27 protein-coding genes and 1 pseudogene are annotated in these 24,251 nt (G+C 53.8%); 6 read left to right on the forward strand and 22 right to left on the reverse strand.

Going from position 1 to position 24,251, the window contains the following annotated elements:
- Positions 1-752 precede the first annotated feature (752 nt).
- The 8 genes from CBW66_RS28470 to CBW66_RS13535 form a co-directional block, all read right to left on the reverse strand.
- Complete coding sequence (locus CBW66_RS28470; RefSeq protein ID WP_139841620.1) at positions 753-1,394, reverse strand: hypothetical protein; 642 nt, start codon at positions 1,392-1,394, stop codon at positions 753-755.
- A 666-nt stretch (positions 1,395-2,060) separates the two neighbouring features.
- The gene (locus CBW66_RS13510) at positions 2,061-2,552 is read right to left on the reverse strand and encodes a hypothetical protein (RefSeq protein ID WP_086137764.1); all 492 of its coding nucleotides are present in this window, start codon (positions 2,550-2,552) and stop codon (positions 2,061-2,063) included.
- A 909-nt stretch (positions 2,553-3,461) separates the two neighbouring features.
- On the reverse strand, positions 3,462-4,046 hold the full coding sequence (locus tag CBW66_RS13515) for a suppressor of fused domain protein (RefSeq protein WP_086137763.1): 585 nt from the start codon (positions 4,044-4,046) through the stop codon (positions 3,462-3,464).
- A gap of 175 nt (positions 4,047-4,221) precedes the next feature.
- Positions 4,222-4,815, reverse strand: a complete 594-nt coding sequence (locus tag CBW66_RS28475; RefSeq protein WP_139841619.1) for a hypothetical protein — start codon at positions 4,813-4,815, stop codon at positions 4,222-4,224.
- A 543-nt stretch (positions 4,816-5,358) separates the two neighbouring features.
- A complete protein-coding gene (locus CBW66_RS13520; RefSeq protein WP_086137762.1) occupies positions 5,359-5,622 on the reverse strand; it encodes a hypothetical protein in 264 nt (87 codons plus the stop codon).
- Between the two features lie 74 nt (positions 5,623-5,696).
- Positions 5,697-6,005 (reverse strand): hypothetical protein, encoded by a 309-nt coding sequence (locus CBW66_RS13525; RefSeq protein ID WP_086137761.1) that lies wholly within the window; start codon positions 6,003-6,005, stop codon positions 5,697-5,699.
- Between the two features lie 45 nt (positions 6,006-6,050).
- The gene (locus tag CBW66_RS13530; protein ID WP_086137760.1) at positions 6,051-6,425 is read right to left on the reverse strand and encodes a hypothetical protein; all 375 of its coding nucleotides are present in this window, start codon (positions 6,423-6,425) and stop codon (positions 6,051-6,053) included.
- A 193-nt stretch (positions 6,426-6,618) separates the two neighbouring features.
- Entirely contained in the window at positions 6,619-7,194 is a 576-nt protein-coding gene (locus CBW66_RS13535) for a FlhC family transcriptional regulator (RefSeq protein WP_086137759.1), read from the reverse strand.
- 273 nt (positions 7,195-7,467) lie between these two features.
- Here CBW66_RS13535 and CBW66_RS28480 point away from each other — a divergent pair, with 273 nt between their 5' ends.
- On the forward strand, positions 7,468-7,773 hold the full coding sequence (locus tag CBW66_RS28480; RefSeq protein ID WP_139841618.1) for a hypothetical protein: 306 nt from the start codon (positions 7,468-7,470) through the stop codon (positions 7,771-7,773).
- A 124-nt stretch (positions 7,774-7,897) separates the two neighbouring features.
- On the forward strand, positions 7,898-8,593 hold the full coding sequence (locus CBW66_RS13545) for a S24 family peptidase (protein ID WP_139841617.1): 696 nt from the start codon (positions 7,898-7,900) through the stop codon (positions 8,591-8,593).
- 96 nt (positions 8,594-8,689) lie between these two features.
- Here the strand turns inward: CBW66_RS13545 and CBW66_RS13550 are convergent, their stop codons facing one another.
- The 4 genes from CBW66_RS13550 to CBW66_RS13560 all read right to left on the reverse strand — a co-directional run bounded on the left by CBW66_RS13550 (position 8,690) and on the right by CBW66_RS13560 (position 11,910).
- The gene (locus CBW66_RS13550) at positions 8,690-9,751 is read right to left on the reverse strand and encodes a DUF932 domain-containing protein (protein WP_086137794.1); all 1,062 of its coding nucleotides are present in this window, start codon (positions 9,749-9,751) and stop codon (positions 8,690-8,692) included.
- 166 nt (positions 9,752-9,917) lie between these two features.
- Positions 9,918-10,940 (reverse strand): toprim domain-containing protein, encoded by a 1,023-nt coding sequence (locus tag CBW66_RS13555; RefSeq protein ID WP_086137756.1) that lies wholly within the window; start codon positions 10,938-10,940, stop codon positions 9,918-9,920.
- Positions 10,941-11,108: 168 nt separating this feature from the next.
- Positions 11,109-11,297 carry a hypothetical protein gene (locus CBW66_RS28485; RefSeq protein WP_139841616.1) on the reverse strand — a complete coding sequence of 63 codons (189 nt, stop codon included), beginning with the start codon at positions 11,295-11,297 and terminating at the stop codon, positions 11,109-11,111.
- The gene (locus CBW66_RS13560) at positions 11,290-11,910 is read right to left on the reverse strand and encodes a hypothetical protein (protein ID WP_086137755.1); all 621 of its coding nucleotides are present in this window, start codon (positions 11,908-11,910) and stop codon (positions 11,290-11,292) included. Before CBW66_RS13560 ends, CBW66_RS28485 begins: the two co-directional genes overlap by 8 nt.
- 585 nt (positions 11,911-12,495) lie before the next feature.
- Between CBW66_RS13560 and CBW66_RS13565 the strand changes: the two genes are divergently transcribed.
- Complete coding sequence (locus tag CBW66_RS13565; RefSeq protein WP_139841615.1) at positions 12,496-13,281, forward strand: DUF1845 domain-containing protein; 786 nt, start codon at positions 12,496-12,498, stop codon at positions 13,279-13,281.
- Positions 13,282-13,494: 213 nt separating this feature from the next.
- Here CBW66_RS13565 and CBW66_RS28490 read toward each other — a convergent pair whose 3' ends face one another.
- Positions 13,495-13,782, reverse strand: coding sequence for a hypothetical protein (locus CBW66_RS28490; protein ID WP_139841614.1), 288 nt, complete (start codon positions 13,780-13,782; stop codon positions 13,495-13,497).
- Positions 13,783-14,242: 460 nt separating this feature from the next.
- Here CBW66_RS28490 and CBW66_RS13570 point away from each other — a divergent pair, with 460 nt between their 5' ends.
- A complete protein-coding gene (locus CBW66_RS13570; protein WP_346426282.1) occupies positions 14,243-14,485 on the forward strand; it encodes an AlpA family phage regulatory protein in 243 nt (80 codons plus the stop codon).
- Between the two features lie 4 nt (positions 14,486-14,489).
- Here CBW66_RS13570 and CBW66_RS13575 read toward each other — a convergent pair whose 3' ends face one another.
- From CBW66_RS13575 to CBW66_RS13595, 5 genes are all read right to left on the reverse strand, one after another.
- Positions 14,490-15,686, reverse strand: coding sequence for a site-specific integrase (locus CBW66_RS13575; RefSeq protein WP_086137753.1), 1,197 nt, complete (start codon positions 15,684-15,686; stop codon positions 14,490-14,492).
- Between the two features lie 398 nt (positions 15,687-16,084).
- Positions 16,085-17,695 carry a glutamine-hydrolyzing GMP synthase gene (gene guaA / locus CBW66_RS13580; RefSeq protein ID WP_086137752.1) on the reverse strand — a complete coding sequence of 537 codons (1,611 nt, stop codon included), beginning with the start codon at positions 17,693-17,695 and terminating at the stop codon, positions 16,085-16,087.
- Between the two features lie 66 nt (positions 17,696-17,761).
- A complete protein-coding gene (gene guaB / locus CBW66_RS13585; protein ID WP_086137751.1) occupies positions 17,762-19,222 on the reverse strand; it encodes an IMP dehydrogenase in 1,461 nt (486 codons plus the stop codon).
- Between the two features lie 108 nt (positions 19,223-19,330).
- Positions 19,331-19,627: an RnfH family protein gene (locus CBW66_RS13590; RefSeq protein ID WP_086137750.1), complete on the reverse strand. Its 297-nt coding sequence runs from the start codon at positions 19,625-19,627 to the stop codon at positions 19,331-19,333.
- Complete coding sequence (locus CBW66_RS13595) at positions 19,620-20,051, reverse strand: type II toxin-antitoxin system RatA family toxin (protein WP_035818194.1); 432 nt, start codon at positions 20,049-20,051, stop codon at positions 19,620-19,622. The genes CBW66_RS13590 and CBW66_RS13595 overlap by 8 nt, the downstream gene beginning before the upstream one ends.
- A gap of 93 nt (positions 20,052-20,144) precedes the next feature.
- On the opposite strand from CBW66_RS13595, the gene smpB reads away from it, so the two are divergent.
- Positions 20,145-20,594, forward strand: a complete 450-nt coding sequence (gene smpB / locus CBW66_RS13600; RefSeq protein ID WP_034784131.1) for an SsrA-binding protein SmpB — start codon at positions 20,145-20,147, stop codon at positions 20,592-20,594.
- Between the two features lie 302 nt (positions 20,595-20,896).
- Here smpB and CBW66_RS13605 read toward each other — a convergent pair whose 3' ends face one another.
- The 4 genes from CBW66_RS13605 to CBW66_RS13620 form a co-directional block, all read right to left on the reverse strand.
- Positions 20,897-21,205, reverse strand: coding sequence for an H-NS family nucleoid-associated regulatory protein (locus tag CBW66_RS13605; protein ID WP_010397665.1), 309 nt, complete (start codon positions 21,203-21,205; stop codon positions 20,897-20,899).
- 600 nt (positions 21,206-21,805) lie between these two features.
- Positions 21,806-22,750: an SPFH domain-containing protein gene (locus CBW66_RS13610; protein WP_086137749.1), complete on the reverse strand. Its 945-nt coding sequence runs from the start codon at positions 22,748-22,750 to the stop codon at positions 21,806-21,808.
- A 15-nt stretch (positions 22,751-22,765) separates the two neighbouring features.
- Positions 22,766-23,182, reverse strand: a complete 417-nt coding sequence (locus CBW66_RS13615; protein ID WP_086137748.1) for an NfeD family protein — start codon at positions 23,180-23,182, stop codon at positions 22,766-22,768.
- Between the two features lie 177 nt (positions 23,183-23,359).
- On the reverse strand, positions 23,360-23,857 hold the full coding sequence (locus CBW66_RS13620) for a Dps family protein (protein ID WP_086137747.1): 498 nt from the start codon (positions 23,855-23,857) through the stop codon (positions 23,360-23,362).
- 186 nt (positions 23,858-24,043) lie between these two features.
- Here CBW66_RS13620 and CBW66_RS29410 point away from each other — a divergent pair.
- A pseudogene (locus CBW66_RS29410) lies at positions 24,044-24,251 on the forward strand (IS1595 family transposase); the annotation flags it as partial.

The following is a 24,251-nucleotide window of genomic DNA, read 5'->3' on the forward strand; positions in this document are numbered from 1 at the left end:
ATGGCGATCAATGCGCTGGTATAGCGGCCTGCCGTATCGAGACCGCCATCCATTCGTGTAGTTGACGCAAACAAGTCATGCAGTTCTGACGACCGAGCTGACGCTGCAGGATAATTTTCAAGATATTCCAGTTCTGAACACGAACACGGAACAAGGAAACACGCCTCTCCCATCGAAACCGCCGAGCCTCTTTTGGTGACGATTGATGTACAGAAAGCCGAGCCGAAACAATGGACCGGAACATTTCGGTCAGCAATACTCTAACCATTGTCGCACCCCTGATGAGAATCCGCTCGCCACTCTATAGCTGGCCACCGTGTACTTCCGCTTTCGCCCCATAGCAGCCATTCCTCAGCAACTAAGAGACTAGCTTCGCTTTCGCTCTGTGAGATTTGAGATTGTGACCACGACATTTCTTGATTTTCGGTTGACCCGTGCAGTACTGATTACCACCGGGTCAGCTGGCTTTTCTGCGGCGATGTATAGCTCAAAAATTCGGTCGTCACCATCGAAAAACGTTCCAAGCGTTAGATCTTTCGCCCACTCCTCGGGCATTGGTTCGTATCCCTCGAGCGCAGTACGAGTCGCCACTCGGGCGATTTCCTGCAACTCGTCTAATTCGTTCGGCGCTGTCGATATGCCTGGAACTCGTTCCATTGTTGACCTTACGTTTCACACGGACTGGAATGAAGGGCCGCTTTTGGCCGGTCGGAGACGGCCAGTTATGCTAAGTTTCTTTGGTGCCGCGACTTTCAATAATCGCTACGATTTCTAAAAAATCTCATATTCTTTAGTGCGAATGCCGATTTGCACGAAGGACAGGTTCTAGATAATTCATCAGTATATGTTTCGTCGTTGCAGACTTCACCGCATTCCTTGCACTGCCAAACAAACGGGAATCTTGCTGGCAAATCCCTTGCATAGAGCTCTAAAAATTGGGATGCTGTCTTACGGATTGATTCAGATGCATCGTCAAGGTCGAGCACATCATTAAAAATAATCTCACCCGGTGCATTCAATAAGTCTTTCGCTAGATCTCCCCACACCGAAAAAACGAATGGGTTCTCATCATCTTCCGCAAACTCTATCATCTTTGATAGGCAATCATGCGGCTGCATCTCGCCTTGTAAGACACGATTGCAGATGTCGACAACGTAAGCAGAAAACGCATCTTCCCACGTCGAGGGAATGATAAGTCCGAGCTCGCTTACGCATGAACGAAATATACGCTCGATCATCTCTGCATCCGGGTTAGGCTCCCAAGACCAGCTCGCTAGTTCAGCGATGCTAGAAGCTTCGCTCCCAGCTACTAGCAAACCATCCGCCCAAACTATGTAATCATTCGTGGTAAGCCTTCGATCCAACCTTTTGAATGCAAGCTCGATGAAATCCATTATGAATTATTCATTTCGAAAAAATTGAAAACCTGCTAGTGGCCGCTTGCGACCCCAAAGCATAACGAATTACTAAACCGGGAAACTCGCACATTTATTATCCAGTTTTCGCACAAAATCACTTTTTCGGCCATCCCATAGGCATCTTTGGCATCTACCAGCATCGAAAACGTGCTCACAATTCGGCAATCCATAAAGCACAGAAGCGCATTCCGGACACAAACTAGCCATGAAATAGCAGCCTCATCACGGTATTCGCTTCCACATTCGTCACACGTTTTCATCCTTAAGTTTCCAAAAAATTTCACGAAGGGAGTGTCTGTTCCTGGCTGCGGATTCAATCGGTCAACGCAACACACTGTTCAAATCGTTGACCCGTGCAGTACTGATTACCACCGCGTCAGCTGGCTTTTCTGCGGCGATGTGTAGCTCAAAAATTCGGTCGTCACCATCGAAAAACGTTCCAAGCGTTAGATCTTTCGCCCACTCCTCGGGCATTGGTTCGTATCCCTCGAGCGCAGTACGAGTCGCCAGTCGGGCGATTTCCTGCAACTCGTATAATTCGTTCGGCGCTGTCGATATGCCTGGAACTCGTTCCATTGTTGACCTTACGTTTCACACGGACTGGAATGAAGGGCCGCTTTTGGCCGGAATGAGCCTATCGCCTCATTTTTTCAAGAGCTCTCGATAGTAATCAAAGACGTTATTTTCGTCCCCATCTGTGATGAATTTTACCACTCGCCCCCATGGCCAAAAGTTGGTGCCTGACTTCGTTCTAAGTCCTGGGAATTTTTGGCCATTAATCGAAATCATGCCCCACTCCGCGCCATAATTCCTGCGGTACACCTCACCAACATAGCTACCGAACCCCTTGGCAAATAACATCACCTGCTCTTGTGAGGGTCTCGGCGTCTTAGCGACGTAAGAAGCGTGAATCTTTACCAAAGCTCTTTCGACATTTTCAATGCTGGCATCACTCCAATCCAGCTGCATACCAAACTGGCTTTTAGCCAAGTCCACGGCATCTAAAGCATAAGCTTCCGCAATTTTTTGGATGTTAGGGTCTGCAACAAAACTGTGACTTTCTTGGTCAACCGCATTCGCGTGGAACGGAAGCATGGCCAAGATAAAAAACAGTAGCGTGTTGAAATTTTTCATATTTCTCTTAAATAGAAATGTACTTAAGGCGATGCGTAGTGATCGTCAGGTCCTGGCTGCGGATTCAATCCCTCTACATTCGTTCTAAAGACGTTCTCGTTTGGCGTTCCCATGCAGCGACATTAACGCCTTTGATCAGAAGCCAGAGGCAACATNTGTACTTAAGGCGATGCGTAGTGATCGTCAGGTCCTGGCTGCGGATTCAATCCCTCTACATTCGTTCTAAAGACGTTCTCGTTTGGCGTTCCCATGCAGCGACATTAACGCCTTTGATCAGAAGCCAGAGGCAACATGAACCTTCCGCAACAAGTGCTGGAAACAAAATTGCGGGAAAGAGGAGATGCGCCAACCACAGAATCGTACTTGACTTGAACGTAATTTCGTTCAGGCATGTTTTCTTCCATCCGTATATTGAGTTCCACTCCCTTCATTCTGCCAGGCCCATTCTTGTTGTTTGACTAAGCAGGCATCTCGTCGATGCAAGCTGCCCAGCAGCAATTTCACTTTATCAAAACGCCTTTGGCGCTTCCATCGAATTACGACGAGCCGTGATGTACGCGGCATGACTTGCGGATCTCCGGGGACAAGCGAGGCGAATCCGGTTTGATTTGCACCTCTTGCCGCAATTGGCAGAACGGGCGAAAGTTATTCGCATCTGCGCAGCAAGTCTTGTCGCTTGGCCGACGTCATCGGAAACGGATGGAGTACACCATCAAAGTCTAAGAAAAGTATCATTCTGTGATCGCTAAGTTGAAAGGCAGACTGTCTGCTTCTGGCTGCGGATTCAATCGGTTGCCGTCGTTGGCCGGTTCCGCCCCATCTCGGACCTTCGCATTTATTGCCGAACGTATCCCGAAGCACAAGTGAGTTAGACGTGTGTATTCTGCCGTGCCTGAGGGGGAATGCATCTCAAACCACCGATGCACGATTCAAATCGAAAATATCAGTGTCCTCTTCCGAAAATAACTTCTCTAACTTTTCAGATCCGAACTCCGCAGCAAACTTCGTTTCCGATTTTGAAATAGGAATGGCAAGTAACCATGCAACATTTTTATTGTTAATATGCAGAGATTGAAATTTATCTCCCCATAGAAATGGATTTGTGAAATACACATCGCTCATCGTTTTCGATAAATTATGCATCTCTATGATTCCGGGAAATATTATTCCTGGAGCGCAAAAAAATTTTGAATTGACAATAAAAAAAGATGATGTCGCTAAAATGCACGCAAAATCTTCACGATTGGAGTCGCAGGCACAAATTAGTTCGGTTCGGGTTTCAAATTCATCACCTCTAAGATAGAGAGGATGGTCTGACAGCCCAATTGTCGCAAATGAAGTAAGCCCAGGTCCGGGTGAATCTCTTGCTTTTAATACGTAAATTTTAGTATTTTCTTCTTCATCCAAAAATTGTAAAATAGGCGGCTTTTCCTTTGAAAAAAATTTCGCAGTAAGTTTGGCTACTTCTTTTTGATAGTCAGTTATGGCTTGCATAATTTAATTACGTCTAACAGAAGTTAAGTGGCCCCTCACCTAAGTTACCAGATTGAACGCAGAGGGCTGCTCTTGGCCGAGTGCGATCAATGTTAAGAAAATGATCATTTAAGAAATTTGTGAGATAGCATTTTCTCCAAATTACAGAAAAATATTTTCGTCCAAAAATTGCGAACTATCGCCCTCTAGGGATGTAAATTGGGATAGTTACGGTACCTTTAGGGGCACAGAAAGTTGTTTTAATAGTCATGGGGTTCATCGGCACAACTTCCAACTTGGGAAGTTTAGTTCCATAATTGCTAATGAGATAGTTCTGTGCGTCAGATATGTCCATTTTATGTTGGTATTTAAGGGTTGTGCCATCGAATTGGTAGCTTAACTCACCAACATAGGTGATCGAATTCGCTCTCAGGTCGAAAGTTGCTCCTGTTGATCCTTCGCATGGACCATAAGCTTTCTCTCCCGGGAACACCAGCGAAACGGCAAGTCGTTCATTTTCTTCATTAATTTTTAGTTTTACAAAAATATAGCCATCTGACTCAGGTATGATGTTTACTTCAGGCACGTCAAGCTTTGGCCGAACCCAGACGCCCTCCTCGATACGCCCTCTCAATAAATGAATTCGATATTGAGGCGAAACCTTTAACAATAATATACTGCTAGATTGATCCACGTGTATTTCTGAGTCACGTTTAAGGTTAGATGAAGTTCCGCAACCAACAAGAGCTGAAAGAGAAATCACAGCACTAATGAATTTTACTTTTACCATTAAAATTTATTAAAGAATAAATTGAACTAAATTTTTTCTCGCAACAAACATTTATATACGTTCGCAACTGCAAAAGTGTGTGAAAAGATTGCACTTCTTGACATGGCAAGGGCGGCTACTGGCCGAATACGGGCATTACGAAACCCATTCTAAAGTAACCGGAGCGGAGGCACCGAAAAGTCCAACGTGCTGCTTTAGCTTCCTTCCAAGACACATGCAAACAGTCTCTTGAGGCCATCCCCATTCCTCGGGGTCTGGAGCCAACTCCACAATGCTATGCTTGAAGTTCGTCATGTCGAATTCGACAATACCCCAGTGTTTCTTAGTAATTGAATCTGGTGTGAAGCGATACGTTGCGGCGAGCTCCGATGAGGAAACTAGCGTTGCGAAGTAATGGCGGATGGACAATAGCTTTATTCCCTTTCATAAATCGAACGGCGGCTCTTGGCCGGTAGCGGCAACAGAGCATAGCGGATTGTCAATCAAAAAATCTCACACATTGTCACTCCAATTCGAATGGCCGCTTCTGGCCGAACTCGGCCGTTATTCCTCACATTCGTCGAGCAAAAGCAAGAGCTGCACTTCTTCATCGCTCGGCTGCCAGTCAGCACCACGTTCCTCGTAAATCTTTACAAGCCCCAGTAGAGTCACTGGGTCATCAGCGACAAAAATACAAGTGTCATCTTCCGCTTGATATTGTTGTTCAGCCGTCTTGTCTCGAGTTACCGTATAACCAAGTTTGTTCAAGACTCCCAACGCAGGGGCAAGCGTGTTTCCAGCGGCTGCAATTCGAATTTTATGTTGCATTTCAATGATTCCATCATCAGTACAGATGCATTTCGTGCCAAGGGCCGTCCGCTTTTGGCCGTAATCGGTCGCATTCACATCTCCCGACCTAAGAAGACGAAACCAACAAAAAAGTACACCGCCCACGCAGCAGCGGGGGCAAGCACCGCAGCGGCAAGCGTGCGCTGATATAACGCCAGCTTCGTCGTCGATACGCGGCCAGTCAGTGATACAAATACCAAGGCTGCTAGCAAGCAGGGAAACCAAACGCTCATGACATGACCCAGCATCTGCGGCGCGCGCAACAGCTCCAATAGTGGAAAGATCAGGCAAACATAGCCTAATGATATTAACGTCGTCAGAAAAAAAGCAGTCAACGGTTCAATTTTTTTCGGTTGGTACATCCAGTCATTCCCTTGCTACTTCGTCTGCTCTTGGCCGTTAGCGCCTTATGCTTGATACACTCCAGCGACGGGCGCACTACGACGCGGAGTGATGTCGATTCCGGTTTCGATGAGCCCCAATACGCCTTGAACAGTGACCTCCAGCTCATCTTGGTTGCAGACGTATTCATCAAGCTCGCCGTGGTGTCGATATGAGGACCGGTTGAATCCATCTTCGATATCGTTGTACCAAATCGCATTCTCTCCAACTACAGCCACAACCCAAAACCCGCCGCCTGCCTTTCCGTGCGATTGCTCACTCCATTTCTGGGGCGTGATTTTGATGGCTTGCCAAAGTCTAGAGAGCTGAGGGGACATCCTGGCCTCTGCCTTAATTACCAAGTCCCATACGTCAACTTCCGAAATGGGCGTCCAATCCATTACTTTCTTCCTTTTCTAGCTACGTCCGCTGTTGGCCGCTAGCGAACAACCGGATCGGTCAGTGTAGGAGAGTATTGCATTAAGAGCAACATAAAGCATTGCTATAGGCATCCAGTCTGAGGCTAAGCGGTAATACGTCGCGAATAGTGCCCGACGACAGAGACCCACTGAGCAAACTATCAATTGGCTAGATTTATTCTACAGTCAGGCGCAGCCCAGGCTTGCTAACAAAGCTCAATTGAATACGGGAATCAGTCGCATATCGTTTGACGAGCTTGCAAAACACACAGCCAGAGTGGTCCGCCGAGGTATCGCCAAGTGCAATCAGATAGCGGCAACGACACCGCGCGCAGGTATGTAGAGCCAACTGCCGTGAGCGGTGGGTCCAAATGCCCTCCACGCTAGCGATCAGTTCAAAAGCGCGGTCAAACGAGATACTGGAGCGCCCATTCCAGCGCTCCCGATACATCTTATAGGCGCAGACCATGGCCTTGCGTGCCGCGCAGGCATGTTCTGTGCGCAAACTGTAAAAAATAGTGGCAATCAGTGACGCCTCCGCACGTTGCACCAGGGTCGCCATGTGGTACCAATCCTGCGAACTGGGCCATCGACCACCGGTGGCCGGCCGGTCATTGTAGAAATATTCCCGCAACAGAGATCCACTCAATCCAGTCAAATAGGCGACGGTCTTCATACGCGCACCCAGTTCAACGCAGGATTTGGCAAGCTGCAGGGCCTGAATATGCCGCTCTGCATGTTCGTACGCCATACGTCACCTATGCGATCCGAGCTTGAGTTTCCGTGGCCTGGCCGGAACGCGTTGTGCCACGGGTGGCAGCCGGATCAGCAGCGCCGACGCGGCACAACGTCATGGCCAATACGGGCGGCGTTTCGAGGAGCGTTTTAAAATTGCCTATCGGCTTAAACAGGCTTTCGTGCGACATGTTTGCAGCCAGCCGCTGCAATGCGTCCACGCTCATTGCAGCGAGCGTCTCCGCTGAGGCAGTGTCGAGGTGAAAGGTACAGCAAGTGGCCAGGGGTCATGCTTGAGACCCACCTGAATCGTGAGCAAGTAATTCAAGTTGAGGTACTGCACTTCCGTGTATCGAATCGCGTCTTCCATGGTCCACCCCGCTTTGCCCCGCGATGGCGGGGCGTGGTCATTCATCCGGTTTCCGCTGTGCATATCTGCCATGTGGGTCAACTGATGGGCGAAGTCATGGGTAAAACGACTGCGCGCGAAGGCAATAGCACATTAAAAAAAGACTACTCCGCAAAATTTAAAAGGTCAATAGCAACTGCTAATCGAATAAAAATATTTATATGCACTTTGGCAAAAATTCACTAGAGGAAATGCGATTCTCGCTCTAAAATCGAACTCACCCCTACGAAAATCCGCACTTAACAACTGCTACAAATAATCTACAAACAATCCAAAGTCTCTCACTTTACCCCGCATGGAGACAAAAATCGTGACATTAAGCAATAACATCCCGCTTACGAAAGATGCCGTCCGAGCACTGGACATCGATATCGTCCCTGGTGTCCGGCAACGGCTCATTGACGAACTCGACAGACGGGAAGTCCTGTCAAACCAACGCGAACACTTCCTCAGTGACATTACCGGCCGCGCCCTGCAAACAGTGGCGCGCTGGATCGACGAAGAAAAACCCGGCCTGCCCGATCTGAAATCGCTCGCCATTGTCTGCCTCCAATTCGACATGGATGCGAACTGGATCCTGGGGTTGACATCGAATCGTCTTCCGTTTCCCAAGCAACAGCTATCGGCACATGTCCAGGAACAGCTGTACGGACGCGAAATGCCCGCCTTTGACTGGATCGGTCACTTGCTCGCGCAAACCGCGCCATTTAGCGGTACCAATCAAGTCGGTGTGATGAAGGGGGATGACATGGTTCCGCTCATCCATGATGGCGCACCATTTTTTTTTGATGGAACCGTAAATGAAGTCGAGGTTAACGGGATCTATGTATTGGAGTACCAAGGTAAACGCCTTGTGCGACACATCGAAATCATCGTGGGAGAAGGCCTGTTACTTCGTTGCGAAAACCAGCGCTACAACCCAACTCTTGTAAAAATATCCAAGGCGATGCTTACTCTCAAAATATTAGGGCGTATTAAAGCAGCAATCAACGTCAACCGTTTTTGACATAGCGAGACTCGTGTCACGTTTGATGGACTGAAATTCCCCGGCAGCCAAGCAACCGGGGAACTTCATCGTCATGACATGAGGAGTCATGCCATGCTATTTTGCTTCAACAACCTCGCTCCACTCCTTACTCGAGAATTCGAGCATTTTCCCACCAAACTCCTCGAACTCAGTGGCACGATCATAGTCGTCCACTTCCTGGGAATAGCCCGTCACCGCATTGAGCAAGCCGTAGCCGTTCAGCTGCTGTTCGGCAATCAGATGGCGTAACACGCCACCACGTTCCGCCTCATTCAATACGAAGCGATTCGCCAATACCTCCACTGCTTTCACCGGATCTCCCGTCAACGCGATGCCCATGGTCTTGCGCATCTTGTCCGATATCAGCTGAAAGGTCGTCTCCGACACCGCAGTTTGCACCATATCCCGCGCTTTCAAAAATATCGCGCGATCTTCGGCCTCCAATGTGTCATCTTGCAGAACTACGTCATCGCCGCATTCCAGCAAACGGCCGGCATGGTTTTTCCGCATCGAACGCTCGCAAGCAATGAGTCCATTGCTGCATTTCAGTCGATAAATCAACGGATCCACACGCAGCCGCCCCACCCCGATTTCCGAATTGCTGACCACGACACCGGCCTGCAAGACGTCACCCGGGGTGACCTCATACGTCACCTCGGCACTGACCACCTTCAAATACATCTTGGTTTCAGTCAGCTCCACCGATTCAACACGGGCACCGGGCAGTTTCAACAAGATCGGTAAAATACTGTGCGCCAAATCGATGTTATCGAGCCGGCGGAAACGCGACGACAAAAAAGCCCTGGCGCGACCCGCCATGGTCCGCACCATATAGCTGTCTGTGGCATTGATTCTGAGCCACGCATTGATGTTTTCATCGAGCAGCTCGGTATCAAATGTACGCATCCGTTTGAAATACAGTAACGGTATATCCAGTTTCTTTGCCAGCTGCGCGCAGGCGAAATCGTTCATCAGGTACCGTTTCTTGCCATAGGGCTCATCGATGACCAGATTGCACTGACCTGCCGCTGTCGTTTCGCTCACCAGCTTCGTTGCCGGCACGATCATGTCTTTCTTGAGCGCTGCCTGCCGCTCGAGTTCGACAACGAGTTGTTCCAAAGGACGTCCTGTTTTCATCACAACCTCCATGAAAAAAGCGGGCGATGCAATTCCCTGGCGGGAGCGCATCCCCCGCAGGGTCAAGCACGCGAAATCGACTACATTCCACGTGGGCGCACGATTGCGCCACCATTCGGCGACCAAACAGCCGCCGCACCATATCTACTCTTGTGCTCTCCGCACCTCACGCCGCATGACGCGGGCGCTGGGAAATCTTCAAGAGCACCTCTGCCCAATCGGCACCGGCCGATTTCGGTACAAACACATCAACCGATCTCCCTGCCCTACCCGCATGGGATTTTAGGTACCGGCGCGCGAGCCTATAGGCTGCTGCCTGGCCATCAAAAAATGCATGCGCATCGTTGTCGGCGTAAATTCGTAAGCGTTTGACTGTTTCCGGGATCCAGAGCTTTTCCAGGTTCCCAGCACTAATTCCCGCCCATACCGGCTGATGCGAACGCTTCATCACGGCCAGCGCCGTCTCGATGCCTTCACACACCGCCAATTCATCTGTCGATGGCGCGAGCCGAATTGCCGCACCACCTACCCCAGCACACAGCAGCTTCTTGACCGCGCATTCGGGGGCCTTCTGGCCATTGCTCAAATATGTCCGATGCAACGACACCGTGTGGCCACTTTTGTCCTGCACGCAGGCCACCATGGCAGGGTACCGTCGAACCACCACAGCTTGACCAGTGGCCACATTGCGCTCGTAATAGCCCAACGCAGGATGTAGCCGCAGCGTCGTTGGATACCGCTCCAAGCTCACCCCACGGTTCCGCAAATACCTGTCAACCTCGTCTCCCGGCGACACTGGCACCGTTTCGGCCAAAATTTTCCGAATCAAGCTTTTACGTTCCGCGCATGAATCCTGAGGGAGCGAGAGCAGCGGCCCGGGAGCAGTCGTACCAAGGTAGGTATCCACCCTATTCAGGGCATCCGCTGCGTTCAGTCCTAAGCAGCCCATCAATAATTTGAATCCGCCACCGGCACCGCAGCCACGGCAAACATAGTTGCCGTGTCCAAACTTGTCGGTGTACTGAAACCGGTCAGTGCCGCCGCAATCACCCAACGGGCACGGCTGATTACGTTGGTTGAGCACTTTTGCATCCACGCCCAGCGCCAGCAGAATTTCCGTCCATCGTCCAAACGCGCGTTGCTTGACCTGCTGAAAATGCGCGTTGAATTCTTCCTTGTTGTTCGTCATGTTGACCTCCCCAGTCAGGCCCGGCCGCTGAGAAAATTGCCTGCAGTCGAGTACGACACGCGGCGCGAAAATAGTCCCCCGTGATCAATGGCAAGGCCAACTCGTCCCGACAGCAGGTCGTTTAACGTGAGAAACATCGCTCTTCTCTCCGGCCGGTGACGCTGCGGCTCAACCTGAAAACCACCCGGCACCAAGGACAAACGTATTGACCGCAGTTCTTGCCCAAGGTAAAAAAACACGCCCCGGTTGACCCACAACGATCTCACTTTCCTTGATTCTGAAAGTCAAATCGTCGATATCCTGCACTCGGCAGCATCGAGCAAAGGGGAAGGCAGCGGCAATGGTTGCATCACGCATGGCTTCCTCCCCTCTTACCAGCCGGGCGTGCATCCGTCGCGCCACGGCCCCGCAAGTAACCGGCGTCCCGCTCTGAACTGTGCGATGCAAAGAGATCGGATTCATGGAGCTTGATCTGCTCGTTCATCCACTGCGGGTTTTTAAACAAATTGTCGGAAATCCAATCTGGCTTTGCCTGTACCGCTTCACGAACCCACGCAGGGTAGTCCTGCAACGCGCTCATGAACCAGCAGTACAAATGGGAACCAATCCAATCGCGCACTTCCTGCGCATCAATGGCACCGATGAACGGCAACTGCGACAACGGACTACCGCTGACCACCTTCATGCAGTTGACGAAGGAAAACGGCTGCGTGTCGCGGACCGGGTCCGTAAACACCCAACGGACCAATTCAAACTTCTCATCGAGCGGCGTACGCGGGTCGCTGAGCAAACTGACTTTGCGCAATAGCCACCAGTGCAATGCCACCAACTCCTCTTCTGAAAATTCAATCACTTCGTCGTTCGTTTGGCGCGCCGATACCTTGTTCGCCTGCGCGCGCTGCGTACCAGGATGGAGCGGAGTGTCCTGGACCTGGAGGTCGCGACCATAGTGGATATGAGAATTACTCATGATTGCCTCGCACAAGAAAAAGGGACGAGGCAATCCCCTACTGGGATGCGTCGTCCCAAAGGGGAATAGATCATCCGGTTGCCGCGAAGCACCGGAACTTCAATTGACTGGCTTGATACTGTCGGCTGATGCCGTTTCGGCGGGATGCCAGCTACCGTCCTGAAACCCTTATGTAAAGTGCTTTGACGTGAGGGCACGATGCGCATGGCGCGTCAAAACACTCTCGTTTCAGGAGTACGGACGTCGTACCTGGGAACAGGACACGATCCAATCGGTGCTGCGGTGCGCTTGGCGCACATGAAAGGCTTGCCGGACGATGCAGGGCTAGCTGCTGCGATAATTGACTCACTTTAGGCTGCCCTCACTGGCCTGTCAACATAGGTTCGACGAAAATCGCTCCCGGCCCATCCACCGCCATTGGGAACGTGCAATGGCATCTGCATCCATGCAGTTGTCGCCCCGCCCGAACTGGCGAACGCATTTCCTGCAAATACGCTTCCAAAGCTCCGCGCATTCCTCTTGAATCAACAGGTTAGTGCGCACACCATGTCATGTAGCCCTATGGGCATTTTTGAGGACACCACCATGAACCACCCAGCGCCAACCCACTTGATCGTCACGCGTGATCACGGCGAAACCAACAGGAAGTTGCTGGCCAAGGAGGCCGCCGCCGATCTGACACGCGTCGAATCAGCCAGCCGCAAGGTCAATATCACGTTCGCCAGCCCTGAGGGCAAGCGCTTGTACTTGCGTTGCTTCTATGTATCACAAGCGAATTTCCATTTTATTTCTGTCTTTGCCAGGATGAAATTACCGGCCGAGGATGTCGATAAAGTGGAACAAGAATTGCGCACCATGCTCGACGCGCGTATTGCCCTGGCCAACCAGCGTATCGTCGCATTCGAGAAACTGTGCCATCAACATGGCATCACCGAATTGGCCAGCTATGACATCGAACCGCTCGCCATTGAGGCTAAAGTGTTTTCTATGTTCGGCCGGCGCTTATTGGAATTGATCAGCAAAGTCGACCAGCTGATGCCCATGCTTGAAACCTTATGCATTGACGAAGCGATCTCGACAAGCCAACTAATCACCGAGAAATCGCATATCAAGAAAACTGTACGGGCAGTCACCGCCACGACGCGCGCACTGTCCCTCGGCCTACTCAAACGCATCAATGCGCTGCCCGCCACTGAGCGCAAACCCGCCCCACCGAGCAGCCGCCCCTCCCAGGGAGATGATGCAGCCGTTTCTCCAGCTTTCACCGGAGTGACTCAGCAAGCAGGCCATCCGGCACCCAATCCGGCCCCTGAGCGCGTTTTAAACATGCCAGCCACCCTATTGAGCGAAGAGGTGCCCGCAAGTCCCTGACGAGCCTTACAACCCTCCCTACCCGCATCCCGAGTAGGAAGGCCCACTATCGAACCAGCCGGCACGGAGGAAGCCATGTGCCTCAAAATGTTACTCTGCAGTGAAGCGTCCGTGGCACCAGTATGGTGCTTAGCGGCGATGGAAACCGCGTTTGGCGCATCCTATCGGGTGAGGCCAAGGGGCGGGAGTATTTCGCCCCTGGACACGCCGCCATTACAAAACGACATAACAACAATAGTGATCGAGCAGATATCCAGGTTTATCGCGCAGGATGTGTGCCGACTGATCGAATGGTGCCAAGTGCACGACAAGGTGGTGTTGGCATGTGGCGTATTGACGGACGAAGAGCGGGAAAAATACGGACTGAGCCATGGCATTGAGCTCGAAATCATAGCCCCCCTTCCACCACGCTGTATTCAATGGACATCCTGCGCCGGCACGCTCCACCTTTTCGACGAGATGTTGGTGCCAACGCTGAAAACCGCCCAGTGCACTGCCCATCTCTATTGTTCCGGCCAGCGATGCCAGCGCCTTCGCAGTAGACCAGTAACATGTACCCAGCGCCCGCGCACGCCTCTCAAGGGTCCGGAACGGAGGAAAAGTCCCATAGGGCACTTCCCTGCTGGCTCTTTCCCACATGATCACAGCCAATTGGCCACACGCCAGTGACGACAGCCGCTACTGCATCCCTCAATTGCCGTGAAATGCCAGCAAAATATGCCGGATTTCAACTTGATGCCCAAGGTCACAGCAGCGACCATGATGCAGGATCGTCCGTTATCGGTCATGGAGACAGCCCATCATGAAATACCTCCCCCCATCGAACCATTCGCCGTTTACCAACTTGATGCACCCTGCCATTGGTCAGCGAGCATGTGTCGGCAATCTCAAACGCCAGCGTCAGTCTGGGCTGAAAGCCGGCCGCTCTCCTCGCGCTCCACGTGTCCTGACCGAGAGCGAACTGAGTGTCCCTGGCCGAGTTCTCATTAAACGCCGGCAGCTCTTACAAAAAGTGCCGCTATGCGAGCGCACTATCCTGAACCTTGAAAAACGGGGACAGTTCCCTCGCCGCTTTCGCATCACATCGCGCCTGGTCGCGTGGGATCTCAAGGAAGTGGACGCTTGGATAGCCGAACAGCAAACAGCGGCACGCCTGCCCGCAATGCCGCAGGCACAGCCAGGGCAAGGCAGACCGCCCAGGTAATCTCTCAAACTTTTTGCTTTGTCCAGGCGTCGATCATGTCTGCCCACTCTTGCAACATGGTTCGGCGCTGGACAGAATACTCGGCCTTGTTGTAGACGGCTCGCACGCCCCTCTGCTCGTGGGCGAGACATTTCTCGATCCAATCGGTGTTGTAGCCTGCTTCATGTAGCAAAGTCGATGCCGTTCGCCGCAAATCATGCGGCGAAAAATCGGCCAGTTGCTTCCCACAGTTGCGTGCCATGGAGCAGACGGACTCCAAGATGCGATTAAGCGAAGCGCCATTCATCGGCACATCAGGGTCATACCGCGACGGCAAAATGTAAGGCGACGTACCAGCACAGGTGCGTAGCGCGACGAACATATCGAGCGCCTGGCGTGACAGATAGACGTTGTGGGGGTTGCGACGCTTCATCCGCCTCGCCGGAATGGTCCACAGAGCATCGGTAAAATTGACCTCGGTCCATGTTGCGTCCGTCAGTTCGGACTTACGTACCATGGTGAGCAACAGTAATTTGCAAGCCAGGCGCAACGTCGGCGCGCACTGCACGTATTCGATATGTTCGTAGAACAGCGCGATCTCTTCGGCACCCAGCGCGCGGTCGCGCGGCTCAAACACGGCAATGGATGAGGGAGCAACCAGATCCGCCGGGTTTTCAACCTTCTGCCCTCTTTGTTCTGCGTACTTAAAGACCAGTTTCACGATATCGCGCGCATGCACGGCCGTCGCAGGGGCGCCACGTGCGAGGATGGCGTCGCATACGGAACGCAACTCGTTGTGCGTAATCTCATGCAGCAGGAGACTGCCAAAGGGGCGTTTCAGATCGTGTTCGTACACCGAGCGCCGCATATCCCGCGTCGACTCCGCCATTTTGTACTTCAGTAACCAACGCTCCGCCCACACGCTAAAAGGCTCTCCATCGGCCAGCTGATTGCGCGATTGGGCTTTGAGCCGCGACGGGGACTTGCCTTCCGATTGCGCTTTCTTCGCGTCCTGCAGGCGCTCCCTCGCCTCTTGCAAACTCAAGCCACCGGCCCCGTACCGTCCAAGCACCAAGGTTTCGTATCGGCCATTGACGCGGTAGTTATAGCGAAACGAGATCGTGCCACTGGGAAGGACCGTCGCATACATGCCATCACGATCCGGCACCTTGTAGGCTTTCTCAGCTGGTTTCAGATTTTTCAATTTTGTATCGGTCAGCATGGGCACCTCCCATTCATTCACAAGTCTGTACCGGCACCGGACGCATTTCAAACAATCAATCACTGAGTACGAAAAAAGTGAGATCCGCCGCCGCTCGCGAGCCCCAGATACCCTCGCCCTGACGAGCTTCCCCGGAACCTAAAATTAACTTTAAAATCAATTACTTGGCATAAAAAATACCCTCATTGATACCCTCGCCGTGGAAATGACCAGTAAGAACCAAATGTTAAATATTCCCCACGGCAATTTGAGTCCCCTTAAAAATACCCACAAAAAAGCGTACTTGGCTCTGCCGTGGGTTGCTTGCGTTTGCCAAACAAAATAAAAAAAGCCCCTGAAAAATCAGGGGCTTGGCTGTTTCATTGACCCGGCATTACCTTACGGTGCCGGACGGGAGATTATTCCCACTCGATGGTCGCCGGCGGCTTGCCCGAAATATCGTAGACGACGCGGTTGATGCCGCGCACTTCATTGATGATGCGGTTCGAGACCTTGCCCAGCAGGCTGTGCGGCAGGTGCGCCCAGTGGGCTGTCATGAAGTCCTGCGTCTGCACGGCGCGCAGGGCCACCACGTATTCGTAGGTGCGGCCATCGCCCATCACGCCCACCGATTTGACGGGCAGGAAGACGGCGAACGCCTGGCTGGTCGCTTCGTACCAGTTGGTCGGCACGCTATCCTGGTCGAAGCCAGGCACCACCACCGGTTCGTACGGCGTGTTGCGCAGTTCTTCGATGAAGATGGCGTCGGCGCGGCGCAGCAGGTCGGCATAGTCTTTCTTGACTTCGCCGAGGATGCGCACGCCCAGGCCAGGGCCCGGGAACGGGTGGCGATACACCATGTCATGCGGCAAGCCCAGGGCCACGCCCAGTTTGCGCACTTCGTCCTTGAACAGTTCGCGCAGCGGTTCCAGCAATTTCAGCTTCATGGTGTCCGGCAAGCCGCCCACGTTGTGGTGGCTCTTGATGGTCTGGCCCTTCTTGCCCTTGCCGGCCGATTCGATCACGTCCGGGTAGATCGTGCCTTGCGCCAGCCATTTGGCGTTGACCAGCTTGCCCGATTCCACCTGGAACACTTCGACGAATTCGCGGCCGATGATCTTGCGCTTCTGCTCGGGATCGGTGACGCCGGCCAGATGGCCCATGAACTGGCCTTCCGCGTCGACGCGAATGACCTTGACGCCCAGGTTCTTGGCGAACATGTCCATCACCATCTTGCCTTCGTCCAGGCGCAGCAGGCCGTGGTCGACGAAGACGCAGGTCAGCTGGTCGCCGATGGCGCGGTGGATCAGGGCAGCGGCCACGGAGGAATCGACGCCGCCCGACAGGCCCAGGATGACTTCATCCGTGCCAACTTGCGCGCGGATCTTTTCCACCGCTTCGCTGATGTAGTCGGGCATATTCCAGTCCGATTTGCAGCCGCAGATTTCATGCACGAAGCGGCCGAGCATGGCCTTGCCCTGCACCGTGTGCGTCACTTCCGGGTGGAACTGCACGCCGTAGAACTGGCGCTCTTCGTCGGCCATGGCGGCGATCGGGCAGCTCGGGGTGTTGCCCATCAGTTTGAAGCCTGGCGGCATTTCCAGCACCTTGTCGCCATGGCTCATCCATACTTTCAGCATGCCGTGGCCTTCGTCGGTGACGAAGTCGGCAATACCGTTGAGCAGCTTGGTGTGGCTGCGGGCGCGCACTTCAGCGTAGCCGAATTCGCGTACCAGGCCGTTTTCCACCTTGCCGCCCAGCTGGGCCGCCATGGTTTGCATGCCGTAGCAGATGCCCAGCACGGGCACGCCCAACTCGAACACGGCTTGCGGCGCGCGCGGCGAATCGCCGTCCAGGGTGGAATTGTGGCTGCCCGACAGGATCACGCCGGCGGCGCCATAGTTGCGCACGAATTCATCGCTGACGTCATACGGGAAGACTTCGGAAAACACGCCGGAATCGCGCACGCGGCGGGCGATCAACTGGGTGACTTGGGAGCCGAAATCGAGAATGAGGATTTTAGAATGCATGATGGGGACTTTATCTGAGGTCATTACAAAACCGGCGCACTGGGCGCCGGTCTGGTGTGTCGCTAATTACTCTGAACGGTAGTTAGGAGCTTCCTTGGTAATCTGCACATCATGGACATGCGACTCGCGCATGCCGGCTGAGGTGATTTCCACGAATTCCGCCTTTTCGCGCAGTTCGTCGATGGTGGCGCAACCGCAGTAACCCATCGATTGACGCACGCCGCCCACCAGCTGGAAGATGATCGCCAGCACGCTGCCCTTGTAGGCCACGCGGCCTTCGATACCTTCAGGCACGAACTTGTCGGCCTTCATGGTAGCGTCCTGGAAATAACGGTCAGCCGAACCATCGGACATCGCGCCCAGCGAACCCATGCCGCGGTACGATTTGTAGCTGCGGCCCTGGTACAGGATCACTTCGCCAGGTGCTTCTTCCGTACCGGCAAACATGGAGCCCATCATGACGGTCGAGGCGCCAGCGGCCAGCGCTTTCGAGATATCGCCCGAGAAGCGGATGCCGCCGTCGGCGATACATGGCACGCCAGTGCCTTCCAGCGCTTCGGCCACATTCGAGATGGCCGTGATTTGCGGCACGCCCACACCGGCGACGATACGCGTGGTGCAGATCGAGCCTGGACCGATACCGACCTTGACCGCATCGGCGCCGTATTCCACCAGCGCCTTGGCGGCAGCCGCGGTGGCGATGTTGCCGCCAATCACTTCGACTTGCGGGTACTTGGTCTTGATCCATTTCACGCGGTCGAGGATGCCTTGCGAATGGCCGTGGGCCGTGTCGACCACCAGCACGTCAACACCGGCGGCGACCAGCAGGTCGATGCGCTCTTCATCCTTGGCGCCCACGCCGACGGCAGCGCCGACCAGCAGTTTGCCCTGGCTGTCTTTCGACGCGAACGGGTGGGAGGTCGACTTCTGGATATCCTTGACGGTGATCAGGCCGCGCAGCTCAAACGCGTCGTTGACCACCAGCACGCGCTCGAGGCGGTGCTTGTTCATCAGGCGCTTGGCTTCGGCCGTATCGGCGTCTTCCTTGACGACCACCAGCTTTTCGCGCGGAGTCATCTTGGCGGAAGCTTCCGCGTCGAGTTCCTGTTCAAAGCGCAAATCGCGGTTGGTGATGATGCCGACGACTTCCTTGCCCTTGACGACAGGGAAACCGCTGATGCCGTATTGTTCCGTCAGGGCGATCACGTCGCGGATTTTCATGTCCGGCGGAATCGTGATCGGATCGCGCAGCACGCCGGCTTCGAAACGCTTTACGCGGGCCACTTCACGTGCCTGGTCCTTCGGATTCAAATTCTTGTGGATGATGCCGATGCCGCCTTCCTGGGCCATCGCGATCGCCAGACGGGCTTCCGTCACCGTATCCATGGCTGCGGACAGCAAGGGAATATTCAGGGTGATGTTGCGGGTCAGGCGAGTTTTGAGGGACGTATCGGCGGGCAGAACGTTGGAGTAGGCTGGGACGAGCAGCACGTCATCGAATGTGAGTGCTTTTTGAAGTAGACGCATAGCATTTCCTATTGGCGCAAAAGCAGATTATACAGAAAAAAGCGCCCTTCGTCCTTGCAGCATAGAAAAGATATTTGAAAATAGCAAAACTGCGGCCGCCCTGCCCGCTCAACCCTTCGCAGACCTGCCGCTGGCCCTGCGCCGGCGCGCCTCTTTCGGGTCCGCCTGCAAGGGCCGGTAGACCTCCACCCGGTCATGCTCGTGCAATACGGTATCCAAAGGCTTCCTCTTGCCATAGATGCCGACCATGTTGACGGCCAGGTCGATGTCGGGGAATGCCTGCAGCAAGCCGCTGCGCGTTACCGCCTCTTCGATCGTGGTGCCGGCAGGCACCGTCAAGGCACGCAGGAAGCTGCTATCCGGCAAGGCGTAACAGACTTGCACGTGCATGCTGGCCTCAGCCATATACCGTCTCCGCGCGCTTGCAGAAGGAATCGACCATGCTGTTGGCGATCATGCCGAAGACGGGGCCGATGATCTGCTCCAGTACGCGGCTGGAAAACTCGTAGTGCAGGTCCAGTTCGATCTTGCAGGCATCTTCGCGCAGGGCCTTGAAGGTCCACACGCCGTCGAGGGTCTTGAAAGGACCGTCCACCAGCTTCATCTTGATGGAGGTCGGCGGCACGTTCTCGTTGGACGTGGTGAAGCTTTGGCGCACGCCGTGGTAATGTATGCCCACGCTGGCGACGACCGTGTTCTCGCCCCGCTCGCGAATCTCGACCGCACCGCACCAGGGCAGGAATTTGGGATAATCTTCCACCGCCGCCACCAGCGCGAACATTTGTTCGGCGCTATAGCCGAGAAAAACTGATTTATGTACTACTGCCATTGAAGAACCATTTGCTATGATGTTGGATACATTTGATTTTATCGCGCTTGCGCGAGACAGTAGTTTAACCGACCCGCGCACATTTACCATCTCATGACCATAGCAGACAACAGAAAAGCCTTCCACGACTACTTTATCGAGGATCGCTACGAAGCGGGCATCGTGCTGGAAGGCTGGGAAGTCAAAGCCATCCGCGACGCCCGCGTACAAATCAAGGAAGCCTACGTCGTCGTCCGCGGCGATGAACTCTTCCTGTTCGGCGCGCATATCAGTGCCCTGCCGACCGCCTCCACCCATATCCACCCGGAAGCCGTACGCACGCGCAAGCTGCTGCTGCACCGCGCGGAAATGGATAAACTGATCGGCAAGGTGGAACGCTCCGGCTATACCCTGGTGCCGCTCAACCTGCACTACAAGGGCGGCCGCGTGAAATGCGAAATCGGCCTGGCCAAGGGCAAGAAACAGCACGACAAGCGGGCGGCCGAACGCGACCGCGATGGCGCCCGCGAAGTGCAGGCGGCCATGAAATCGCACCGCCGCTGATCCGGCACCGCGCGCAGCATGCTGCGCCAATACCAACAGGCCCGGCTATATGCCGGGTTTTATTTTGCCGATTGCCTGCGGCAAGCGGGAAACACTCAGTGCGACGGAATAAAGCAGGGAAAGAAAGAGATAAGGCGGGAAGTAAAGCGGGATTGGCGAAAAGCCAGGGAGATACGGCGATGGACATCAACTCGGCCTGCCTCGCCAAAGAAAAAAACGAGGAAAGTTCCGGATGCTTGCATGCTGCCTTGTACATCTGTATTACCGCTCAGGACAAGCATCCGAATGAATGGCGTATTACATTACACCTTCAGCAGATCACGCGACTTGCCCGAATCAGTCCACTCTTTGACCCATTTCGGTTGACGGCCACGGCCAGTCCACTGCTGCGTCGCATCATCCGGATTACGATAGCGCACGGCAACCGTGCCGGTTTTAGCGCGGATACCCGTACCAACCAGATCTTTTACGGAAACGCCGACGCTCTGTGCGATCGCCAGGATTTGTTCACGCGCTTTGGACAGATCGTCTTGTTCGCGTTTTTTCATTTGCTTCTTGATGTCGTCCTGCAAGGTGCGCAGTTCGGACAGGGATAAGCTGGACAGATCCATGATATTTCCTTGTGTGAGTTGAAAAATATAACTGAACAGTTAAATTCTATCCAATTGTAACGCGATTGAGGTGATTTTTTCTGAAGATTTGATTGTTTTTTACAATTCTTTTCCCAAAAACCCCACTTTCGGCTTTCAGGCGATGCAGGTCTTCAATCAGGGTGACGGACACTGTAGTGTACCGTCGGCGCCAGTCCCTGTATTTTGTGCGGCGGGGATTCAATACAGCGCCATCGAGCAGATTTATTCTGCAGTATTTTTTGTTTCATTGCAATTTATAGTAATTATAAATTGCAATTCAAAATATACACGAGGCCAATACTATCGGCCACCGCACACCGGCCGCCAATCCCGCGCCGTCATCCATCACGGACATCGGTGCAGCAGATTCCACTTCAATCAAAAAGATAAGCGTCGCACGACAACATATAAAGTGCGCACAGCATAGCATAAAGAAAATATTCTCAGCGCTACTGACTCCAACGCTGATACTCCAACCCTGCCGCTGTCATGCATTCCAGCGGCGTAAATGAAAACTGCCCGCAATATGGCGGGCAGTATTGACGAAAAACTTGCTACGAGTTTGCTATTCACCGGCAATCAAGGAATCGCCACGCCGCCTTTCGGCTTCTGGGTTTTGACCACCTGCATTGCCGTGGCGATCAAACCACTCATATCACCCAGGTTGGCCGGCACGATAATCGAGTTATTTGTCTTCGCCAATTGCGCGAAGGCGCCTACATACTGTTCGGCTACTTTCAGGTTGACGGCATCTTCGCCGCCCGGCTCGCGGATGGCGGCGCCCACCTGGCGCAGCGCCTCCGCACTGGCCTGTGCCAGCGCGACGATGGCCGTGGCCTGACCTTCGGCGCGGTTGATCGATGCCTGCTTCTCGCCTTCAGAGCGGGCAATGTTCGCTTCGCGTTCGCCGCTGGCGATATTGATCTGCTCCTGCTTGCGCCCTTCCGAGGCGGCAATCAGCGCGCGCTTTTCGCGCTCGGCCGTGATCTGCGCCTGCATCGCATGCAAGATTTCCTTGGGCGGCGTCAAATCCTTGATTTCATAGCGCAATACCTTGACGCCCCAATTCGCCGCCGATTCATCGATGGCATTTACGATGGCAGTATTGATATGGTCGCGCTCTTCAAATGTCTTGTCGAGTTCCATTTTACCGATCACCGAACGCAAGGTCGTTTGCGCCAATTGCGTAATGGCGGCAATATAATTCGACGAACCATATGAAGCACGCATCGCATCGGTAATCTGGAAATACAGAATACCATCGACCTGCAATTGCGTATTGTCGCGCGTAATGCACACCTGCGGCGGCACGTCGAGTGGAATTTCCTTGAGTACATGCTTGTAAGCGATGCGGTCAACAAAAGGCACGACAATATTCAGGCCAGGCCCCAATACCGCATGAAACTTGCCCAGGCGTTCCACTACCCAGGCATGCTGCTGCGGCACCACATTGACCGTCTTGAAGACAAATACCAACGCCAGCAATAACAAGATCAGCGACACGCTTCCAATGTTTACTTCCATAATCTACTCTCCAGGTTATCCAACAATCAAACGGCTGCCGCGCACGGCACGTATGGTGTAATGACCGGCCTGCACATCGCTGCCCGGTATCAATTCCACATCCCACAGGGCGCCGCGATACATGACGCGCGCCACGCCATCGACCCAATGCGGCACGGCCACGCTTTGGCCGATATCGAGATTCACATTCGGATCCTGCGCCGCATCGCGCCGCGCCGCCTTGCCAAAACGGCTGCGCCGCAGTAACAGCGTAGCCGCCACGCCGACAATGGCGGCCGTCAGGGCCTGCCAGCTGCCATTTCCGCCCGCCAGCGCCACCAATCCTCCGGCACTGACGCCGATGGCGATCATCAGCAAATAAAACGTGCCCGTAAACAGCTCCAGGATCAATACCGCGCCAGCCGCGACAAACCAGCCCACCCATTCAGCCATGATGCCTCCATCCTTGTGAATCCAAAATAAAAAAACCCCGCAGCCTATATAAGCGACGGGGTTTAATGCGCTGTACTGCCTGATATTATTCTTGCCAAACACCTATATACAAGCAGTCTAACGCAATTCCGGATGACGTCAATAGCCCACAGCGAATTAGCGCCGCCGGCCCGGCGTTTATTCCTCCAGCAGGCTGCGCAGCATCCACGCCGTCTTCTCATGCAAATCGAGGCGCTGGGTGATCAGGTCGGCCGTCGGCTGGTCATTGGCTTTCTCGAGCAGCGGGAACAGGCGGCGCGCCGTGCGCGCGGTCGCTTCCTGCGCCGCCACCAGGTGGCTGACCATCTCCAGCGCCGGCGGCACGCCGTCGATTTCCTTGATCGAAGCGAGCTTGACGAATTCCTTGTAGGTGCCCGGCGCCGGATAGCCGAGGGCGCGGATACGCTCGGCGATCAGGTCCAGCGCAGCCCACTGCTCCGTGTATTGCGTCATGAACATCAGGTGCAGGGTGTTGAACATCGGCCCCTTGACGTTCCAGTGAAAATTATGGGTCATCAGGTACAAGGTGTAGCTGTCGGCCAGCAGGCCGGACAGGCCTTCCGCAATTTTCGCGCGGTCCGCTTCGGAAATGCCGATGTCGATCTTTGCCACTTTGCTCGGTTTCTTGCTTGCCATGTGAACTCCCGTTTCAATGTGTTGGTGGAATCATTTTAGCTGATCTGGCGCAAGCCCATCGGATACTGCCGTGCGCCGCATGGCAGGCATAAAAAAAGGCTCTGTCCCCGCTAAGTAGGGGAAGCTCAGGAATCTTCCTGTGTCCCTGCTGTCTGACTGTGCATCGCAGACAAACGGGAGCCTTTCATGCAGGTAGCTCAATGGAACACTTTCATTGCCCAGTTCGCCGCACTGAACCGTCGTCAGCGCCTGGCGGGTATCGCTCTGCTGCGAGCAAGCGCACCGCAGGGCGCTGCCGCGGCACTGATCGAAAGCGTGGCCCGGCAGCGATTGCACTGTCCTGCCTGCAATAGCAGTCATGCGCACCGGCATGGCCATGCGCATGGACTGCAGC

The sequence above is a fragment of the Janthinobacterium sp. GW456P genome (assembly GCF_002127655.1).
Taxonomy (GTDB): Bacteria; Pseudomonadota; Gammaproteobacteria; order Burkholderiales; family Burkholderiaceae_D; genus Janthinobacterium.

Excerpts from the sequence above, each read along its gene's own strand:
- CBW66_RS28470 (WP_139841620.1), bottom strand. The coding sequence starts at position 1,394 with ATGGATTTCATCGAGCTTGCATTCAAAAGGTTGGATCGAAGGCTTACC.
- CBW66_RS13510 (WP_086137764.1), bottom strand. The coding sequence starts at position 2,552 with ATGAAAAATTTCAACACGCTACTGTTTTTTATCTTGGCCATGCTTCCG.
- CBW66_RS13515 (WP_086137763.1), bottom strand. The coding sequence starts at position 4,046 with ATGCAAGCCATAACTGACTATCAAAAAGAAGTAGCCAAACTTACTGCG.
- CBW66_RS28475 (WP_139841619.1), bottom strand. The coding sequence starts at position 4,815 with ATGGTAAAAGTAAAATTCATTAGTGCTGTGATTTCTCTTTCAGCTCTT.
- CBW66_RS13520 (WP_086137762.1), bottom strand. The coding sequence starts at position 5,622 with ATGCAACATAAAATTCGAATTGCAGCCGCTGGAAACACGCTTGCCCCT.
- CBW66_RS13525 (WP_086137761.1), bottom strand. The coding sequence starts at position 6,005 with ATGTACCAACCGAAAAAAATTGAACCGTTGACTGCTTTTTTTCTGACG.
- CBW66_RS13530 (WP_086137760.1), bottom strand. The coding sequence starts at position 6,425 with ATGGATTGGACGCCCATTTCGGAAGTTGACGTATGGGACTTGGTAATT.
- CBW66_RS13535 (WP_086137759.1), bottom strand. The coding sequence starts at position 7,194 with ATGGCGTACGAACATGCAGAGCGGCATATTCAGGCCCTGCAGCTTGCC.
- CBW66_RS28480 (WP_139841618.1), top strand. The coding sequence starts at position 7,468 with ATGCTTGAGACCCACCTGAATCGTGAGCAAGTAATTCAAGTTGAGGTA.
- CBW66_RS13550 (WP_086137794.1), bottom strand. The coding sequence starts at position 9,751 with ATGAAAACAGGACGTCCTTTGGAACAACTCGTTGTCGAACTCGAGCGG.
- CBW66_RS13555 (WP_086137756.1), bottom strand. The coding sequence starts at position 10,940 with ATGACGAACAACAAGGAAGAATTCAACGCGCATTTTCAGCAGGTCAAG.
- CBW66_RS28485 (WP_139841616.1), bottom strand. The coding sequence starts at position 11,297 with ATGCGTGATGCAACCATTGCCGCTGCCTTCCCCTTTGCTCGATGCTGC.
- CBW66_RS13560 (WP_086137755.1), bottom strand. The coding sequence starts at position 11,910 with ATGAGTAATTCTCATATCCACTATGGTCGCGACCTCCAGGTCCAGGAC.
- CBW66_RS13565 (WP_139841615.1), top strand. The coding sequence starts at position 12,496 with ATGAACCACCCAGCGCCAACCCACTTGATCGTCACGCGTGATCACGGC.
- CBW66_RS28490 (WP_139841614.1), bottom strand. The coding sequence starts at position 13,782 with ATGGGCAGTGCACTGGGCGGTTTTCAGCGTTGGCACCAACATCTCGTC.
- CBW66_RS13575 (WP_086137753.1), bottom strand. The coding sequence starts at position 15,686 with ATGCTGACCGATACAAAATTGAAAAATCTGAAACCAGCTGAGAAAGCC.
- guaA (WP_086137752.1), bottom strand. The coding sequence starts at position 17,695 with ATGCATTCTAAAATCCTCATTCTCGATTTCGGCTCCCAAGTCACCCAG.
- guaB (WP_086137751.1), bottom strand. The coding sequence starts at position 19,222 with ATGCGTCTACTTCAAAAAGCACTCACATTCGATGACGTGCTGCTCGTC.
- CBW66_RS13590 (WP_086137750.1), bottom strand. The coding sequence starts at position 19,627 with ATGGCTGAGGCCAGCATGCACGTGCAAGTCTGTTACGCCTTGCCGGAT.
- CBW66_RS13595 (WP_035818194.1), bottom strand. The coding sequence starts at position 20,051 with ATGGCAGTAGTACATAAATCAGTTTTTCTCGGCTATAGCGCCGAACAA.
- smpB (WP_034784131.1), top strand. The coding sequence starts at position 20,145 with ATGACCATAGCAGACAACAGAAAAGCCTTCCACGACTACTTTATCGAG.
- CBW66_RS13605 (WP_010397665.1), bottom strand. The coding sequence starts at position 21,205 with ATGGATCTGTCCAGCTTATCCCTGTCCGAACTGCGCACCTTGCAGGAC.
- CBW66_RS13610 (WP_086137749.1), bottom strand. The coding sequence starts at position 22,750 with ATGGAAGTAAACATTGGAAGCGTGTCGCTGATCTTGTTATTGCTGGCG.
- CBW66_RS13615 (WP_086137748.1), bottom strand. The coding sequence starts at position 23,182 with ATGGCTGAATGGGTGGGCTGGTTTGTCGCGGCTGGCGCGGTATTGATC.
- CBW66_RS13620 (WP_086137747.1), bottom strand. The coding sequence starts at position 23,857 with ATGGCAAGCAAGAAACCGAGCAAAGTGGCAAAGATCGACATCGGCATT.